At 34.2% G+C, this 19,635-nt stretch carries 15 protein-coding genes; 7 read left to right on the top strand and 8 right to left on the bottom strand.

All coding sequences use genetic code 11. The features are described from left to right. Nucleotides 1-7: 7 nt before the first annotated feature. Nucleotides 8-1,447 carry a pectate lyase family protein gene (locus HHL20_RS06175; RefSeq protein ID WP_169230286.1) on the top strand — a complete coding sequence of 480 codons (1,440 nt, stop codon included), beginning with the start codon at nucleotides 8-10 and terminating at the stop codon, nucleotides 1,445-1,447. Here the strand turns inward: HHL20_RS06175 and HHL20_RS06170 are convergent. Genes HHL20_RS06170 through HHL20_RS06135 form a run of 8 tightly spaced genes read right to left on the bottom strand, consistent with a single transcriptional unit; the run spans nucleotide 1,437 to nucleotide 11,554 of the window. Next, entirely contained in the window at nucleotides 1,437-2,828 is a 1,392-nt protein-coding gene (locus HHL20_RS06170; RefSeq protein ID WP_169230285.1) for an O-antigen polymerase, read from the bottom strand. The genes HHL20_RS06175 and HHL20_RS06170 overlap by 11 nt on opposite strands. After that, a complete protein-coding gene (locus HHL20_RS06165; RefSeq protein WP_169230284.1) occupies nucleotides 2,829-3,626 on the bottom strand; it encodes a glycosyltransferase family 2 protein in 798 nt (265 codons plus the stop codon). Nucleotides 3,627-3,628: 2 nt separating this feature from the next. After that, on the bottom strand, nucleotides 3,629-4,747 hold the full coding sequence (locus tag HHL20_RS06160) for a polysaccharide pyruvyl transferase family protein (protein WP_169230283.1): 1,119 nt from the start codon (nucleotides 4,745-4,747) through the stop codon (nucleotides 3,629-3,631). Then, complete coding sequence (locus HHL20_RS06155) at nucleotides 4,744-6,177, bottom strand: lipopolysaccharide biosynthesis protein (protein WP_169230282.1); 1,434 nt, start codon at nucleotides 6,175-6,177, stop codon at nucleotides 4,744-4,746. Before HHL20_RS06155 ends, HHL20_RS06160 begins: the two co-directional genes overlap by 4 nt. 47 nt (nucleotides 6,178-6,224) lie before the next feature. Further along, nucleotides 6,225-7,514 carry a nucleotide sugar dehydrogenase gene (locus HHL20_RS06150; RefSeq protein ID WP_169230281.1) on the bottom strand — a complete coding sequence of 430 codons (1,290 nt, stop codon included), beginning with the start codon at nucleotides 7,512-7,514 and terminating at the stop codon, nucleotides 6,225-6,227. Nucleotides 7,515-7,532: 18 nt separating this feature from the next. Further along, nucleotides 7,533-8,501 carry an SDR family oxidoreductase gene (locus HHL20_RS06145; RefSeq protein ID WP_185194796.1) on the bottom strand — a complete coding sequence of 323 codons (969 nt, stop codon included), beginning with the start codon at nucleotides 8,499-8,501 and terminating at the stop codon, nucleotides 7,533-7,535. Nucleotides 8,502-8,503: 2 nt separating this feature from the next. Further along, nucleotides 8,504-10,843: a GumC family protein gene (locus tag HHL20_RS06140; protein ID WP_169230280.1), complete on the bottom strand. Its 2,340-nt coding sequence runs from the start codon at nucleotides 10,841-10,843 to the stop codon at nucleotides 8,504-8,506. Nucleotides 10,844-10,852: 9 nt separating this feature from the next. Beyond that, on the bottom strand, nucleotides 10,853-11,554 hold the full coding sequence (locus tag HHL20_RS06135; protein ID WP_228463110.1) for a polysaccharide biosynthesis/export family protein: 702 nt from the start codon (nucleotides 11,552-11,554) through the stop codon (nucleotides 10,853-10,855). A gap of 1,204 nt (nucleotides 11,555-12,758) precedes the next feature. Here HHL20_RS06135 and HHL20_RS06130 point away from each other — a divergent pair. The 6 genes from HHL20_RS06130 (at nucleotide 12,759) to HHL20_RS06105 (ending at nucleotide 19,593) form a co-directional block, all read left to right on the top strand. Continuing rightward, a complete protein-coding gene (locus HHL20_RS06130; protein ID WP_169230278.1) occupies nucleotides 12,759-13,589 on the top strand; it encodes a helix-turn-helix domain-containing protein in 831 nt (276 codons plus the stop codon). Nucleotides 13,590-13,642: 53 nt separating this feature from the next. Then, nucleotides 13,643-14,059: a hypothetical protein gene (locus HHL20_RS06125; protein ID WP_169230277.1), complete on the top strand. Its 417-nt coding sequence runs from the start codon at nucleotides 13,643-13,645 to the stop codon at nucleotides 14,057-14,059. 295 nt (nucleotides 14,060-14,354) lie between these two features. Beyond that, nucleotides 14,355-14,876, top strand: coding sequence for a hypothetical protein (locus tag HHL20_RS06120; RefSeq protein WP_169230276.1), 522 nt, complete (start codon nucleotides 14,355-14,357; stop codon nucleotides 14,874-14,876). Between the two features lie 81 nt (nucleotides 14,877-14,957). Next, nucleotides 14,958-15,770: a fimbrial biogenesis chaperone gene (locus HHL20_RS06115; protein WP_228463108.1), complete on the top strand. Its 813-nt coding sequence runs from the start codon at nucleotides 14,958-14,960 to the stop codon at nucleotides 15,768-15,770. Beyond that, on the top strand, nucleotides 15,763-16,788 hold the full coding sequence (locus HHL20_RS06110) for a hypothetical protein (RefSeq protein ID WP_169230275.1): 1,026 nt from the start codon (nucleotides 15,763-15,765) through the stop codon (nucleotides 16,786-16,788). Before HHL20_RS06115 ends, HHL20_RS06110 begins: the two co-directional genes overlap by 8 nt. 6 nt (nucleotides 16,789-16,794) lie before the next feature. After that, the gene (locus HHL20_RS06105; RefSeq protein ID WP_169230274.1) at nucleotides 16,795-19,593 is read left to right on the top strand and encodes a COG1470 family protein; all 2,799 of its coding nucleotides are present in this window, start codon (nucleotides 16,795-16,797) and stop codon (nucleotides 19,591-19,593) included. Nucleotides 19,594-19,635: the final 42 nt, after the last annotated feature.

The raw sequence follows: 19,635 nt of genomic DNA, 5'->3' as shown, positions 1-19,635 counted from the left end.
ATTATCTATGAAATTTAATTTTTTTTTAGCTACCCTAATATTAATTTTTGTACAAACTCTTTCGGCTCAAACAAACACTTTTCTTGTAAAAGATTATGGGGCTATTGGTGATGGCCACCACGATGATTATTCAGCTATTCAAAAAACTTTTGACGCTGCCAAAAATACGAAAAATAGCGTTATAACATTTGAAAAAGGCAAACAATATATAATTTCAAAACCTATAAAAGTTTATTCTAATATCAACGGCAACACATCAACAATTATACCGTTATCTTCACAAGCAATATCTATTATTTTTCCCAATTTGAAAATTGAAAATATCACAATATCCGGAGCTGCGTTTCAATACTTGCGAATTGATCAAGATAATATTTCAATCAATAACTGCAATTTGAGCACGAACTCCTATTTTGCCCTTATTGTGATCAATGCAAACTCTTTCACGCTTACAAACAGTTCTGTTCAAAATAATTTTTCTAAGGAAAAACAGTATGCCTTACATGCCATAAAAAGTGTAAAAAATATTAACATTATTAATAATAAAATTAAAGGTGGCGTAACATTTAAAAACAGCACTTCTGGTGAAAGTGGAAATCTTTTGTTTAAAGACAATCAGTTTTCCATTGATTACAGCACATTAAGACAAGATGTGAGCTTGCAAAATGATGCTTTTACTTTTTACAGCAATACGAATATTGCGTTTATAAATAATAAAATAAATGCTAATAATGTTAACAGGTTATTTAAAATTTCTGCCAACTCCTCAAAAGATAAAAATAATGTGTTAAAAATTACCGGTGCTGCGCCAGACAATATAAAATTTGAAAACAATGAGATTAATGCTAAAAGTTCCAATGGTAAACAACTTTTCGATTTTTATATCGGGACGAAAGGTGTAATTTTAAATAATAATAAAATTAACGCAAAAGGATTTGCTACCCTTTTTGAGAACAAAACTAAAGCAGATTTGGAAAGATCTTTTTCACTCACTGATAATATAATCAATTTTGATTCGGAAATTTTATATTTTGACGGATATGGAAAAAATAATACAGCAAAAAACAATATTGAAATAAGAAATAATATTTTCACCTATGACGCAGATGAGTTTAAATTCATGTCAAAAAGAGCAGGGCAATCTAATGATGTTAAGTTTAATTTTTTGTTTAACGTAAGAAATATTGACCGTTTTATTTATGATCACAATACACTTAAACAAACTAAAAACAACTTATATTTTTCAAACCGTTACTTTTTTTATATTCAAAATCCATTAACGGCTGAAATTACAAACAGCTCCTATATTGGCGGTATAAAATTAGTTCCTGTAAGGGAAAATCCTGCAATCAAAACCATTAATAATCAGATCTTAAAAACAGATTTTAAAGAAGCAATAATAACAGATAAAACAAATAAGGTACAATACAAGCTTATCAAGAAGTAAGTTTCGCTTGTTTTTTGCTTTTTATTTTTACAATCTGAAAAATAAGCAATATATATACAATGTCTTTTACAGGACTTAAAAATTGTGCCCTATTGATATATATCGCTGTAGAGCTTAATACAATTAATATTAAAAAGAATTTATCCGAATGTTTTTTCAAAGCATTAAAACTAATTTTACTTGTAAGATATCCGTATAGGAACATGAAAAAGAAAACACCGAAAATTCCAAAATTGATATATATATCTGAAATGATTTCTGTTCCTTCACCATAGGTTGAATTTCTTCCCTGCCCTATAAATGTAAACAAACGGCTTGAAGCTGTAAGTTCCACGGGAATATTAAAAGTAGAAATAAAAAAACCTGATGCGAAAGGAATAATTCCCAAAATACCAATTATAAATTGTAACCCGAATAAGTAGCTGTAATTATTAGGAAAATTAGACAATGCCCGGTACATAATCCTAACACTGGTTGCCAGCTCTTCCGTAGGATTGGATTTTGAGTTCTGGTATTTTGAAAAACCAACCTCAAAAATATTTGCATCTTCACTGCTTCTTCCTAAACCTATTATTGACAATAATAAAGCTCCCGTAATAATAAGTAACAAAAGGCTCCCCAAACTGATCCTTTTTACAAATACGCCAAAACAAAGTGCAATTACTATAAGAATCTGCATAAACGGGCCTCTATCTCCTACGAATAAAAATGTAATAATATAAAGCAACAGTGTACACAGAAAAATAATATTACCACTTATGATATTGGGTAATGTAATCTTACGAAGAGTTTTAAAAAAAATAAATATCCTAAAATACAGACTGACGCGGAGTAATATCATAAAATAAGATGCTCCTTCTCCCCAGGATCCCATACCGTCATGAGAACCTTGTAATAATGATCCTCCCGCTAAACCGAAAAAGCCTAAAAAAGAAAATAATAAAATATAATCTAGCTTCATTATATTATACTTATTCTTTGAGCTGTTAAGCTCTTTTTTGCTTTTTGCACTTTTAATGGTTGCAATCACAGAACCTATCATCCATAAATGAATAGAAAACGCGCTTAACCAAGTGGCAAAGTTAACTACATGCTTATTTAACCATACATAATACGGATTGCTTGGCTGTATGTTCAAACTATAAAAAAAAGGAATTTGAAAATGAACAATAATAAAACCTATTAAAAATAATGTTTCAAATCTCACCCAGGTTGTATATAATTTCCTAAAAGTGAAAAGATATACTACAATTGAAATAAATGAGACAATTGAAAAAAAGAAGTTTTCAGTAGTATTTATAGGAGATTTTAACTTAGGAATAAACAAACCAAGCAACAAAGAACTAAATATTAAATATATTAATAAACGTTTATATTTCATTTAGAAAAAAATTTTAAATTTATATTTTGTTAGAATAAATTTTATTATATCTAAATTCTTTGATACAATAGCAGACTTAAGTCTATTTCTTAATAAGGATCTTAAATATTTTTTCTCTTTTTGAGTTTTATTTTTAAATTCTATATTACTTATAAATGAATTATTTATATTATAATTTGTGAAACTTAACTTATTTTCGGAGTCTTGAACATATATTGCTGTAACCCTGTTTGATTTAATAAATCTATAAACTTGACCAATACGTGCCCATAAATCCAAATCCTCTCCCCGATGAAGAAACTCTTTAAAATTTCCTACTTGATTAAACACTTCTTTTTTAACAACAGCAATTGATGTCCAAAAAAAATGATAATTTATGGCTTCATCGAAATAATTAGCAATAACCTTAATTGAGTAATTTTGATTTGCAGGAAATTTTTGATTACTTCTAATAAATGATGTACAAAAAACTTTATCTTCTGGATATTTCTCAATAAGTTCAGAAATAGTTTTCAAATGATCAATTTCCCATAAATCATCACCATCCAAAAAAGCAATCCATTCTTTTTCAGCATTTTTTATCCCATAATTTCTGGCACTGGAAACACCTCCATTGCTTTTATCAATAATGCGAATTCTGGAATCATTTATTTGCTGTACCACTTCCAGGCTGTTATCGGTAGAACCATCGTTTACGATAACGATTTCAAAGTCGGCAAATGATTGATTAAGCACAGACTGAACTGTATTCCCAATGCTATTTTCTTTATTGTATAATGGAATGATTACTGAAAACATAATTATATGCTAATTGCTGTAAAATTTAATTTTGCTTTATCAATTTTTTCTCTTAAAAAAGAAGGTTTAGAATAAAGACTCCTGTCTGAAAGCCAGTTTAAAATTACCTCCGCCTTCTCTTGCACTTCAAATTCCGCATCAAAGATACGAGCCTGTTCGGTTTGGCCTATATCTGCCAGAAAATCCGTACATTTTTTGTGATATTCTACCAGCATAAATGGAGTATTACCAAAACAGGCAAAAATTCCTGCATGTAATCTGGTAGCAATTACAGCATCGCATGAGTTGATATCTCTCCATACAGCCTGTGTATCTTTATCATAATCCACAATTACAAATTTTTTAGGCTGGGCTTTATTAATAACATCCTGAGTTAATTTCTTATCTCCACTATTTTTATTTCCATTTATAATGTAGAATTTAAACAGTATATCCTCTTTTTTGTCCAGAAACTTAATTAAATTAATAATCTGCTCATTCCGCCTTACTTCATTTTCCACATGCCCTCCTTTATGAACAGATTCGAACGGGCACACACTTATCCCAATAATTTTTTGAGAATTATTTGAAGATCTATTTTCCTGACAGCCGTATATTTCAGGTAATAAAGCCGCCAGGTCAAAGGCATCAACAGGCTGATATGGCAGGCCACTAAGTGAATTTACGTAGTCATAGGATCTTTTATCACGTACGGCGATAAAATCGATTTCTTTAAGATATTGCTGTACAGCCTTTTCATCTTCATTTGTTTTGAAAGGCCCGACTGATACTCCAATAGCACCTATTTTAATCTTCTTACCTGTTTTTTTTAAGTTTACAGCATATTGTTTAACATTATTTGAAGACATTTTGCTATGGATGGTAGATCCGCCGGCAGAGATCAAAAAACGGGTATTATTCAGCAATATTTTTTTCTGCAGATCATACGTTTTGGGAATTTCTAAAGGATACCCTTTTGCATTGACAATAGTTTTCGGCAGCTTGGATTGGAGTCCGAGAAACCTGCTTTTTTTCTTATTCCAAATCATATCGGCTCCCCAAGAGGCAACTTCAACAAAGGCATCGTCACCTGTGTTCAGCTGCCCATAATATCCTGTAAATAAAATATCTGTATTTATCATTTTTTTAAAACCATCTTTAAATCGTTAATTAATGCTTTGTTGAATACTAACAGAAATGGTAAATAAATGGCCATATAACACAATACATCTATAGCTATTATAAGAAAATTATTGTATTGTTTAAACCATAATTCGTTCAGCCAAAAAACCAGAGCGAATGGAATTATAGAAATAAGGATAATACTAAGGCTATGGCCTATTTGCTGATAAACACTATAGCTAATAAACCGGCCACTAAAATAACCATTGAGGTAAGCAAAAAAAACATTGGTAATACACAGTGACCAAACAATTGCGTTAATGCCAAACGGAATGCAGATTATTAAAGATATTACCCCTATTATTTTTTTAATGACTTCCACCCGTAAAAACATATCGCTTCTTCCTTTTACCTTTAAAATATTTAAGTTATAGGTTCCTAATGGTAAAAATATAGAGGCTATACATAAAATCTGAAAATAAGGAACAGAAGGTAGCCATTTTTCGCCAAATACAATAAGAAACAGAGGCTTGGCTATTAAAATCAGAATAATCATTAAAACTGACGAAAATGACAGCACTAAGCGTGTTGATGAAATATAAGCCTTTTTTAGTTTATCCTGATCATTTTTTATGCTTGCAAACAGCGGAAAAGTAACTTTATTTAAAACAGCGGAAATCTGATTGACCGGAAATAATCTAAGACTGTCGGCCTGTGTAAAATATCCAACACTTGTTGTAGAGAATTTTTTACCAATAATGATCCTGTATAAATTCAGATAAACTGTGTTGAGAACACCTGATAATGTAAGTTTATATCCGAAATCAAAATGGTATTTAAATACAGACTTATCAAATATCATCTTAGGCTTCCATCGGTAAAAGAACCATAGAAACAATGAAAAAGAAACTGCCTGAGAAATATTAAGTCCAACAAGGCTCCAAACTCCAAAGCCATAATAGGCCATAAGTATACCCGTTATAGCACCTATAACTACTGACGGTAGCTGATAGGTAAACTGAGATTTGAAGTTTAATTCTTTTGTGAACTTAGCCAGCTGTACTACATTAAATGAAGAAATAATAAACACTAATGCATACATTCTAAGAAGATGGGTCAATATTTCCTGTTTATAAAACTCTGCAACAAAGGGTGCTATTATATAAGCAATGCCATATAAAATTACACTTACTCCAAGATTGGTAAGAAAAACAGTACCATAATCATTTTCTGTATTTTTATCATTCCGTATCAAAGAGGAAGTCATGCCACTGTCACTTAAGCTCTGCCCCAGAGCTACAAAAACAGCAATCATGGCTATAAGTCCAAAATCGGATGGTTGTAATAACCGGGCCAAAATAATCTGAACTCCGAAGTTAATGAACTGTATACTGAACTGCTGTATAAAAGTCCAGATAACTCCCTGTTTCGCTTGTTTTATTAAACTCATATTAAAGATTTAAAGGGAAAATAAAACAATTTATAATCCCTTTTATACTACAATCTGGAATCACAGTCGGCCAGAATTCCCTTTACATCGTATACTACCCCATTCTCCTTAAGATAATCTTTAAGATTCATGTTCATGAATTCCTTATGAGCAACAGTAAGAATAACCGCATCAAATTTCTTATTAGGAATTTCATTCACTACCGTAAGGCCATATTCATGAACCACTTCTTCAGGATTTGCCCACGGATCGAATGTTGTAACTTGTAACTGGTAATCCTGAAGCCCGCAGATTACATCTACTGCTTTGGTATTCCGTACATCCGGACAGTTTTCTTTAAATGTAATTCCCAAGTTCAAAACCTCTGCTCCATTGATGTTGATATTTTTTTTAATCATGCATTTTACCAGCTCAGAAGCTACATATTGGCCCATTGAATCATTAAGTCTGCGTCCTGCAAGGATAATTTCAGGATGGTAGCCGTTTTCCTGAGCTTTCTGCGCAAGATAATAAGGATCTACACCAATACAGTGACCTCCTACAAGCCCTGGTTTAAAGGGTAAAAAATTCCATTTTGTGCCTGCTGCTTTTAATACTTCGTGAGTATCAATTTCAAGAAGATTAAAAATCTTTGCCAGTTCATTAACGAAAGCAATATTGATATCTCTTTGTGAGTTTTCAATAACTTTTGCAGCTTCAGCAATCTTGATCGTAGGAGCCAAATGGGTACCTGCTACAATAACGGATTGGTATAAACTATTTACAACTTCTCCGATTTCAGGTGTAGAACCGGAGGTTACTTTTAGAATTTTTTCTACTGTATGTTCCTTATCTCCTGGGTTGATACGCTCGGGAGAATATCCCGCAAAAAAATCTTCATTGAATTTCATCCCTGAAACTCTTTCAAGCACAGGAATACATTCTTCTTCGGTAGCACCCGGATAAACGGTAGACTCATAGATCACAATATCACCTTTAGACAATACTTTCCCTACTGTTTCCGAAGATTTATAAAGCGGAGTAAGATCCGGACGGTTGTGCTTGTCTACAGGTGTTGGTACAGTTACAACATATATATTTGCATCTTTGATATCCTGAATATCGGCAGAAGCAAAAAATCCTTTTTCATTTTCTGCAAAAGGGCTTTCGCTCACCAAAACAGATTGCAAAACATCAGCTTCCACCTCAAGTGTGCTGTCATTTCCTGCTCTTAGTTCTTCAATTCTTTTCTGGTTAATATCAAATCCTACAACAGGGTATTGTGTTGCAAATAAACGGGCCAGCGGTAATCCTACATATCCGAGGCCGATAACAGCAATTTTATATTGTTTTTCCATAAAAATCTTTTCAATAGTTTATTTTAAATTTCCCCAGTACCATTTGATGGCTTCTTTCAGACCATTTTCAATGGTATGGCTAGGATTGTATCCTAAAAGGTTTTTAGCTTTATCAATCGATGCCAATGAATGCGGAATGTCACCTACCCGATTTGGCCCGTGTACGATTTCGACATCAGCGATTTTCGCATCATATTCACTTAAATATTTTTTGATATAATTTACGAGATCATTTAGTGTTGTACGATCACCTACCGCTGTATTATAAACAGTATTGATGGCTTCAGGACTTTCGGTGAGCATAGCCAGTTCATTCATCTGGATCACGTTATCGATGTATGTAAAGTCTCTGGAATAGTCCCCGGTTCCGTTAATCTTTGGTGACTGGTGATTCATCAGCTGCTTTACAAATAACGGAATTACCGCTGCGTAAGTTCCATTGGGATCCTGTCTTCGCCCGAATACATTAAAATATCTAAGTCCAATGCATTGTATCCCATAGGTTTTAGAAAAAACATCTGCATACAATTCATTGACATATTTTGTAATGGCATAAGGAGATAAAGGTTTTCCAATCACTTCTTCCACTTTCGGAAGTGAAGCCGAGTCGCCATACGTAGAAGAGGAGGCAGCATATACGAAACGTTTAACTTTTGCGTCCCTCGCTGCAACGAGCATATTCAGAAAACCTGAAACATTAACTTCATTGCTGGTAATGGGATCATTGATTGACCTGGGAACGGATCCCAATGCAGCCTGATGTAGCACATAGTCTACATTTTCAAGTGCAGCTCTGCAGACTTCAAGATCGCAGATGCTTCCTTCAATCAGTTTATAATCCGGATTACTTAAAAAGGGTTCAATATTATGGCGATGCCCGGTTGAAAAATTGTCCAGACAGACTACCTTATAGCCTTTATCTAAAAAGTATTCCGTAAGGTTGGAGCCTATGAACCCTGCTCCTCCCGTAATTAAAATTTTACCCATTTTTATGATTTAAAAATTCTTTTCCACCAACTTTTTTTACTTTCATCATTATTATAGCCATAGCCATAGCCATAATTATAACCGTATCCGTACCCTCTTGCTTTTTTGGAAACATCATTTACCACAAAAGAAACGTTCTTTAATTTAGACTCTTTTACCAGATCCTGAGCGAAATCAATAAGTACTGTTCGCGAAACGCCTGATCTAACTACGTATAATGTCGCATCTGCCACATCTGCAATACTAAGGGTATCCGAAACCAACATAAGTGGTGCCGAGTCAATAATTATATACGCATATTGTGACGCCATCTGGGCAATCAGCTTTTGATATCTTCCATTGGAAAGAAGTTCCTGAGGATTGGGAGGAATCGTTCCCGCATAGATTACGTCACAATAAGGATTGGTATATGATGTATGGATAAGGTCCTCAACATGTACTGATTCATCGTATAAAAACTCCGTAAGACCTTTTCTTTTAACTGGTTCACTGTCGTATCTCTGAATCTGTGGATTTCGGATATCAGAACCGATAAGAAGAGATCTTCCGTTTTTATTGGCAATTGTCAATGCAAGATTTACAGAGACTAATGTTTTTCCTTCACCTTTTACGGAAGAGGTTACCATGATTATTTTAGCCAAATCTTTTTTAGGCAAAACAAATTTAAGGTTAGAAACCAAGACTCTGAAAGACTCTGCGAGTTCGGAAAAATCGTTTTTCTGCACAAGATGATTTTCATCTTCATCCAGGGATGGGATATCTACAAGAACGCCAAGGCCTGATCGCGCTTTTATATCGTCTCTATTGTAAATTTTATCATCAAGCATAAAAAGTACATAAAAAACAGCAAATGGAAGAAATAATCCAACAAGCAATGCCCCCATAAGAATAATATTGCTTTTTGGAGAAACCGGTGTATCATCCGTAAATGCAGGATTAACAATTTTTGCCTTTGGTACATCTACAGATAAATTGATGGCGTTTTCTTCTCTTTTCTGTAGAAGGAATAAGAAAAGCTGTTCTTTAAGATTCTGCTGGCGTTCGATTCCTCTATACACCTTTGATTGACCGGGAACTTTGTCTATAACGCTATTACTTGTTGTAATCTGATTTTGAATCTGCGATATAGTTGTTCTAACCGCATCTTTCTGTTCTCTGATATTGTCCCGGATAATGTCTTTCAAGGAAGCTATTTCCCTGTTCATTTCGACAACCGCAGGGTTTTCGCTGGTAGCTTGCTTCAACGTTTTGTTTCTGCTGATCAGCATCTGGTTGTACTGTGCAATTGACTGCTCTAATGAAGGATTAAGTCCAAGATTAGAAGGCATTAATTGATTATTGCCTTTTGCCGCTTCAGAAGTAAGCGAATTTAAAAGATCAAGCTGAGCCTGCTGCTGAAGGAGTGCTTTTGTATTTTCACTGGTGTTCTGTAAAGCAAGTTCTGCCTGCGCCTGAAGATCCACAATGCGATTTCGGTTCTGAAAGTCTTCTTTCTGATTCTCTACCCCTGATAAATCGCGGGTAATAACCTCCAGTCTTTTATCTATAAATTTTTGTGTATTTTCGGCCTGAAGGTTTTTATCTCTTTGTCCGTCTAAATTATATTGACGGGTAACTTCATCAAGAATGCTTTCTGATTTTTCAGGAACGGTTCCTACTAAACTTATGTCCATCAAAAGGGCTTTTTCATCCGGTAAATCAACCTGAATTGTCTTTTCAAGCTTTTTTACTTTTTCTATAGGATTCGAGAAGACAATTTTATATTCTGGCTTTACGGGAAACTGACGGTTTCTATTCAAAATAACGGTTCCGAAATCAAGATTTAAAGGCATATCAAACTTTCCGGTAAACTTACCGTATTTCTCGCTCACAAGTGTGAACTCATCACCATTAATTCTTCTTACATAATATTCTGATGATACAAATTCTTTATTAAAATTCAGAATTTTACCGGATATTGGCACCTGTGTAAAGAGTTGGGAATCTTTAATTTCACCTGTATTAAAATATTCTACATTGAGATTAAGTTTTTTTATAACCTGCATCAATATAGGTCGTGAAGTTACAACTGCAGCTTCACTTTTCAATTCATCTGAGTTTCCTAAACCTATTCCAAGATTATCAAGATCGGATAATGCCGAAGTAAGGTCATTTTCTTTTTTATCAAATTTAAGAGTTGTTTTACTCTGATATTTTGGTACACTATAGCGAAGATAAATATATGCGCTTATTACACAAACTAAAACAGACGCCACAAACCATGGCCATTTATAGAGGTATTTGGAAATGATTTTTCGTAGATCAATTTTTTCCTCTTTTTCTTGAAATTCAAACTGCTGCATATTATACATTTATCTTGTTAAAGCAATAACCAGGGTGGCCGCCGCTATTACTGAACCTATAATCTGGAAAGTAAGGGCTCTGTTAGGGTTAGAATTTGCCTGAATTTGCTTATTTTTATCCGGCTGTACATATAATATGTCATTCTGTTTCATATAATAGTAAGGTGAACTTACGATATCTGATCTTGTAAGGTCTAAATTGACAATTTCATCATTACCATCATCCTTTGTACGGATCAATTTTACATGAGTACGATCTCCAAAATCAGTCATATCACCTGCTAAGCCAAGCGCCTGGAAAATATTGATTTTTTGGGAAATACTCTCTTTCTGTCCGGGCTCTTTAACTTCACCTAGAACACTTACATTAAAGTTCTTTAATGTAATGGTTACCAGAGGATCGGTGAGGTATCTTTTCAGGCGGGATTCAATATCCTGCTTCAGTTGTATTTGCGTCATGCCTTTAGCAAATATATTACCCAGTACCGGAAAATTAACATATCCCTCTTCATTCACCAGATACTCGCTTGGCTGCACATATTGGTTTACACCCGTCTCACCTCCTACCTTATTTGCAGTATTAAGATTAAAAGGTTTTACTGCAGTGTCATCAAGTGCGGAGACCAAGATAAGAAGTACATCTCCTTCCTGAATACGTAACCCGTCATATTTTGCTTTGGCAACCTCTTCTTCCATATTATTTTTAGACATATAGACCATATTCTGCTTGGGTTTGCACGACAGTAAAGTTATTGATATCAATAACAGATAAGTAATGATATTTCTATTCATAGTTATACTCTGGTAAGACAGCGTCCTGATTACAAAAAGGCTTCTCACTTTTTAATTATTATATTATAAATCCGTCATCACACCTACATGTGATTTTTTTAATGCTTTCCTATATCAATTTTTCTGCCGAAATAGTATCATCTGAAAAATAATACAGTATTAAAAATGGAATAATCAGATTATCAGTATAATTAAATAATATTATATTATTTATAAATAATCATAAAAATGATCAGTCCTATCTTATTTATATATTCTTATATAAATTATGCTTTCCCTGCTAATATTTACACTCAAAAATCAACAATATGAAGATACCTTGGATATCAACAGACAAATGAATTGAATAGCAAAACAAACAATAAGAAAGAGAGTTATGTAACCTTTGTCAGAAAGACCTGTATTGACTACTACTGCACTGATATTTTTGAAAAATAAACATGAAAACAGTACTAAAGAAATAACCAGAGCAGCCACTGCGTTACTTTGCAGATTGGGCTTAGACTCTAACTCCCTGAGGTTAAAAACATTCTTTCTTTTTGAAAGAGCTATTACAGTGTCATACACCATTTACATTTTAATATAATACGATTTCAGCACGCCAAAGATAATAAATTATGTATACATTATCGTGATTTAATTCTTCATGTACCGGATATTATTACTCCAAGCCCTATAATTAATCTTAGTTTAAAGAAAATTGCTATTAACGAAACATTCCGGTAATGTACACATTATAATATAGTCTCAAAACGAATAACACAATCATAATTAACTATGATAATATTTTATTTAATACAAAATTAAAATATGCGTAGGATCATATTTCAATAATTTTTAAATATTGAAATTAGTACTGTTGATTATCAGCTATTTTGATATTGTGAAAGAATTTTGCACGATAAACCTTAAATGATGGTAAACTATTTGTAATTATAAGTACATTTTTAAAGTTCTATTTCAATTTCTTAATAATAGTAATTTTATTATTACAGATTATTTTTGGTACAGAAATTACTATATAATTTTATAATAATTATAGAATTATATCTAATATAATAATATCAATATAATCTTAGTAAAAAATTATCTTAGCCCATTATTAAGTCTATTAGAATATAATATGTATATTATTACAGATCAGCTAAAAGAAAATGGTTTCAGTGTTAATCGTTTGGATCAGATCATAAAGAGAAACAACAACAAAAGACAGTTCAACACGCTGGAATATTTTTGCATCTATATTATTATGGAAAACATAGGTCTCATAGTAGAAAATACTTCGTATAATATAACCGCCGGAAACATCGTTTTTCTCGGGCCGCAAAAAAGTATAGAATTCGGAAAAGCAAAAGGACAGGATACTTTCATTATTTCATTTTCTTCAAGCTTTTACGAACGATCTATTAAGGATAGCCTGTTTTTAAACTCTCAGCTTTTTTTTAATTATAATTCCGATATCTTCATTGCTCCTTTTAGCAATATAGAAGAAATGCGCGTAGTTTTTATGGACCGAATGGAAAACTTCCGGAAGAAAGACAAAAGCCTTTATCTTTCTGCTGCCCATAATGCGATAGAAAGATTAATTCTTGACGCCTTTCTTCATATTCCCACGGAAGAAGTAAAAAAAGATATAAAATTTGATTACCTCTATTGCGTAAACAAATTTAAAGTTGTTTTACAGCGCGATTATAAAACAGCAAAAAAAGTTTCACACTATGCAGGCGAGCTCAATGTAACTCCAAGAAAACTTACGGAAATGACCGAGTATGTATTGGGAAAAAGCGCCAAACACGTTATCATTGAGAAACTTATATCCGAATCTAAAAAAATGCTCAGCTATACCAATTACACGATTTCTCAGATCGCATTTGAGCTTGGATTCAGCGATGAAGGTAACTTCACAAACTTTTTTAAAAAACACACACAAAAAAATCCTTCAGAAATGAGATAATTAAAAAATATTTGTATATTTGATTATGTAACCACACGGTGATAAATCAGGAAATGTATACCAAATATTTTTTTATTGTAGTTTGTCTTCTTGCTTTCACTTTGTTCCGGGCACAAAATGACGGAACTACAATAAATGTGCGCTTATATCCGGTTCAGATGCTGGCGATTGCTCCTGCAGGTACAGAATCTGCCAAAACAAAAAGCAATCAGGAATCAAGCTTTGTTGTGATTTCAAGCCCATCGGGATTTGAAATAAAAATGCAGCAGAATGTATACAATAAGTCTGCCGATATCAAAAATGGGGATCACGGGCAGCTTTACAGTGAAAAAGATAAAGCATACAACCTTATCAATTATGAAAAAGGGGTGGTTGAAAAAATATTTGAAATTAATCATCATGCCAAAGACAATAAAAAATATGCTTCTTCAGACAATGATTATTATATTTTAACCTTAATGTCAAATTAGGAGAAAAAAATTAACATCAGAAAAAAAATTTTATACAATTAAAGATTTATTAATTTACTACACATAATTAATTAATGATTATTTAACTACAAATAATCGTGATTTGTGGAGTTATTTTCATTTTCATAAATAATTTTTATTGACAAATCAATAAAAGCATTCTTCTATATCGCTTATTCTCAGCTACAAAATTTACAAAAAAATCGTAATTTTTCACAATAACTCTAACTTTTTAAGTCTATACTTTTGCACCATAAATTTTTTGAATTAATATTTAAAAACAATAATCGTATTTATGAAAAAGTGTATTCTTGCTTCTGTTGCTTTATTAGGGTTCATAACAATCGGAGCACAAAACGTTACGTTAAACGTAAGACTAAAACCAATCCAGACTTTGGTGGTTAACAATTCTCAGAAAATCGTAAACTTAGACTACGTGACAAAAGATGATTATGCAAACGGAGTATCTTCTCTTAATGCAGATCACTTAACAATTTTCAGTACCGGAGGTTTCCAGGTAAAAGTGAAAGCTGCGAATGCTGCCTTACAAAACGGAGGCAAAAACATCCAGGCGAACACGATCCAGCTTAAAGCCAGTGCAGGTACAGATGCTGTAAACGGGGCACAATATGCACAAGGTACTACCCTTTCTGCAAACGAAACAACTTTGGTAACGTCTACAGCAGGAGGTGTAAACAAAAAAATCAGCATCGAATATAAAGGTGCAGGAGGAAATGCTTACATCGATAACTATATTGCAGGACAGGATCCTACAGTATATACTACTGAGCTTACCTACACTATTATTGCACAGTAATAAATATTGTAGATCTATTTATAAAATTAAAATGCTACAAGAAATTGTGGCATTTTTTATGCTGTTTTAGTCTTAAATTTCATGATGAACAAGACCTACAAAATACATCGTATTTTTATTTTCATTCTAGTTTTGCTTTTCTCTCTGGATTATGCACAAACAGGTGTTTCCGTATCTCCTCCGAGATTATATTTCGAATCTACCGCAGGAAACAGTAATACGCAGAAAATCACCATTACCAATGTGAGTACCAAAAACACACTGGATCTTGCCGTAAGCCTTGGAGATTGGGAATACAATGAAAAAGGCGAGAATATAATGTATGCTGCCAATACGCTTAAAAATTCCTGTGCAGGGTGGATCAGTGTGAAAAAAGAAGACAACTATTTTTCGCTGGCTCCTGGAGAAAGGAAGGATATAGATGTCACCATTACAGTTCCCAACAAAGCCGCAGATACATTAGCCGCTCACACGGCAGTTCTGTATGTAAGCCAGATGAATCCGGTAGATGATGTTGATAACAAGGGAGCAAAAATAAAGGTTAGCATTCGCTCTGGAATTAAGATTTTTCACAAAACTCCTTCCGCAAAGACGAAAAAAATTGAAATCCAGAACCTTACTTTTGAAAAGTCTAAAAAGCAGCTCAACCTGTTTTTTGAAAATCAGGGAAACGTATGGACAGACGGCAAAGTTTACACAGATCTTGTCAATATTGAAGACGGCAAGAAGGTTTCTATAGATCCCATTATATTTTATACCATGCCTGGTAATAAAAGACAGATGGACATCTCTCTTCCTGCAGATCTTCCGAAAGGAAAATATACAGCCTCTGTAATGATTGATTACGGAGATAATAATCTTGAACTCGGAGAGTTAAATTTTGTGTATGATTAAAATAATCTCAGCCGTACTTCTGTTACTAGGTCAGTACTGCTATTCACAAATATCATATTATTCATGGGTTAACAGTTACCTTCAGATTAATTCATACGAAGGAAACACAAATCCTGATGCCTATACCGCAATGATGAGCGGGAACGGCAATTTTAACGTCCCTTTATGGCGTCTGTCTGCAAAACTGAAGCAGCCGATAAAATCTACCGACGGTAATTATACCATCCCCGGCAACAAAATATCACTGCATCCTGTAGCTTCTTCAGGACAGGCAGAACCAGGTCCTGTGCCCGGTATTCCGCAAATCGGGATGCCGCTTAATGTAATTCTGCAGGAAGGCCAGGAAGTTTTTCTGGTTCCTAGCTCTAATGCCCCATTGTATAATTCGCCATCACAGCCAAACGGATACTACAATTTACAGATAAAATTCAGCCTTACCGTGATGGGTGGCGCTTACTTGGGAAGCTATCCTGCATGGATGAAATTTTATGCACCGGTAGAATTTACCATGTATGATCAGTACAATAATGTCATCGGTAAAATGAATCATAATTTTGAGATTCAGATCGGTACGCTTTCAGGCATCCCTCCCACCGATATTCCCGAAATGTCGCTTACTTTTGCACCAAATGCCCAGAATGCATTACTGGAATTCAAAAGTATGGACGATTATACCAACGGAGTAAGTGTAACGTACAACAATGCACTGATGGTAAAAAGCAATACCAATTATCAGATTAAACTCAAATCTCTGCAGTCCCAGTTTACATCGTCTTATGGAAATACCATCCCGATTGATGCTGTAAAGATGGCGCTTTCTTCAGCAACGGCAAATACCAGTGTATATCCCATATCACTCAGCGCATTACCGCAGCTTGTTGCCAAAGGAAATGCCACCCAGGGAAATACCATTTATTATGATGTGAAATATTCTACCACCCATAATGATGAAATCTTCATCAGTGCAAAATCAGATGATTATACCGCAACCCTTCAGTACGAGATAACGCCTCAATAAAACCAAATGTTTTTAAATCATTTCCGGAGAATCTTTTTTTTATTTTTAATCTTTTTCATTACTTCATTGATTGCTGCACAAACAGGCAACGGGATCAGCATGCAGGTACGGGACGACTCCAATATAGGGAATGACCGTATCATCAGTACTATCGCTGAAATTAAGAACGATTCCCAAAATCTTTTTAAAGGCAAACTGAATATCGCTGTTCCTAAAGGATTCAGGAATATTTCAGGAAATACTTCAGAAATCGAGGTGCCCGCTGGAGGAAATTTATATCTGCCTATTAAAATACTAGTTAACAGCAATGCCGGCTTCGGAGAAAGTAAAATAGACTTCAATCTTACCGATTCACAGAATAATATTGTAAAAACCCAGACCCTCGTCCATACGATCGCTGAAAACAATTCCATGGCAATCAGTACAGATACTCCTATTATCTATATGAGTAATGTAAATGATTCTATAGAAGTAAGAGCGAGGGTTTCAAATCTGGGGAACAGAAGACAGGACGTTACGATTGTATTTAAAATTCCGGAAGCAGACCAGGGAAATTTCTTTATCGAAAAAAAAGGAAGTATCGAAGTACAGAAAGATTCTGTTTTTATTTATAGATTCAGGCCTTCCAGCAATCTTGCAAAAACCCCTCAATTCAGTGTAAATATTGTTGGTTTCAGGGAGCCGGATAAAGAAATATTCGGGAACAGCACGGTGTCTATTCAGAATAATGCTTCAATGCAGCGCTATCAGTCTTTAGACAATAACAATCTCGGCTATACCAAAAACAGCATTACGACAAGCTTAAGGTATCTCGGCAGAGAAACATACCTGTATCAGATGATTGGTTCCGGTGGTTTCAACCTTCCGTCGGGATATGTTTTTATCAGGGGAAATATCTATAAAACCAATGGACCTGAAGATCCGGTAGTAAATAATACCTTCGTTACCTATAAAAGAGAAAAGAGCGAATATACACTGGGAAATATAAGTAAGATTATAGAACTTTCGCTATACGGAAGAGGTGTAGAGTATGCTTTCACTTCTTCGGATAAGGACAAAAGGCTTGAATTCGGTTTCATAGACCAAAGTTTCAGTCTTATAGACAGAACTCCTTTCCTGAAGTTGGGATATGGCTTCTATGTAAGAGGTACACTGGGAGCAAGCAATGCAAGCCGGAATATTTCAGCTGCTTATATTTTTAAAACTGATCCTTACGAAAAAGTGAAACATAACCTCCTGGGAACCAATTTTCAATATGCTTTTAATAAAGAATGGAAAATCAGCGGTAAATTATTCAGCGGGATGAGCATCTATGAGAGTATCAATACAACAAAGCCTTCCGGAGCATTGGAAACGCAATACTCGGGAATTATCAATAAAATCAATCTGAGCGGTAATTATTCTTTCAGCACCAATTATTATCCCGGCAACCAGAGAGGGATATTCCAGCTGCAGCAGAATATTTCCAGCAGCATATTCAAGGATAATTCTATTTATGGTAACATCATGATTTCCAACTTTTCTCCTAAATTTTATTTCTTTGATAATAATTTAGAGACCAACAGCAGCAGACTGGAAGCGGGATTCAATTTTCCCAAAAGAAAAAATTTCGGATTGGGCATCAGCCTTCAGTATCAGAATGAAAACTCCAATACCTACAATACCTTTTTCGGGCTTGCACAAAACAGAGATCTGAAAGAGATGAGTGCGAAAAGACTTGTGGAGCGCATAAGCTGGTCGAGCACCAACAGACAGCATTCTTCCATCTTGGGAATTGAAACGGGGCTTGTAAATTATCCTGACAGCGATGCCAATCAGTACCAGATGAAATTTACGGGAACCTACGCCTACAAATGGCTAAACTTCCAGTATATTTACCAGTACGGAAGCTATTATCTTTCCGAATTTGCATTTTCTAAATTACTGGGCATTAACAGTACTTATGAGAAATCTTCGGCTTCAGCGTTTATCACCCAAACGATGCTTAAAGGAAAGCTGAATATCAATTCAGGGTTGTCTTATACTGACGATACCCTGTACGGGAAATCGCCTTCCGGATTTATCAATGTGAAATTCTCTAAAGAAAATTATGGATTTTACCTGAACTCATCGTGGTTTAATTATTCGCTTAATAACTTCAACAACAATCTTTTTACGGTAGAAGCCGGCGTTACGATAAATCTGCGCAGCAACTATATGGATCCGGGTAAGAAAAGCAGCATTAGAGCTTTCGTATATTATGACAGGAACAACAATCGTATCTATGACGAAGGAGACGATAAAGCGACAGGCTATACCATCATGATCAACAATATATCATTCAAAACCGATGAAGACGGGAATATTGAATACCGTGCGATTCCTTACAACAAATACACTTTAAGACAGGTGATCCAGCAGGGATGGTATTATGATGAAACTGAGTTTGATGTGAATTCCCACAATTATTCGTTAGAAATTCCACTACATCAGAATGGTACCGTTCATGGTAAGGTAACTTATGATTATGACACCAAAACCGCACTCGAATTTGATCCTAAATCTGCAGGTATTGCTTTTGATATCTACAAGGATGAAAAACTTATAAGACACATGGTTTCCGATGACGCCGGCGAGATCATATCTTTCATTGAATCAGGAAATTATAAGATAAAACTGAATGAAAATTCACTACCTTCGAATACCTATTGTGAGAATACCCTACAGGAGTTTAATGTTGAACCGGGGAAAATAAGCGAGCTTGCCCCATTCGTCATTAAAGTAAAAGAAAAGAAAATCCGGGTGAAAAAATTCGATAGCAAATAGCACGCTCTGACCACCTTTAAAAGAATTAAAAAATAAAATCAC

The organism is Chryseobacterium cheonjiense, assembly GCF_012927265.1.
Lineage (GTDB): Bacteria > Bacteroidota > Bacteroidia > Flavobacteriales > Weeksellaceae > Chryseobacterium > Chryseobacterium cheonjiense.
This window is presented reverse-complemented; position numbering and strand designations above follow the sequence as displayed.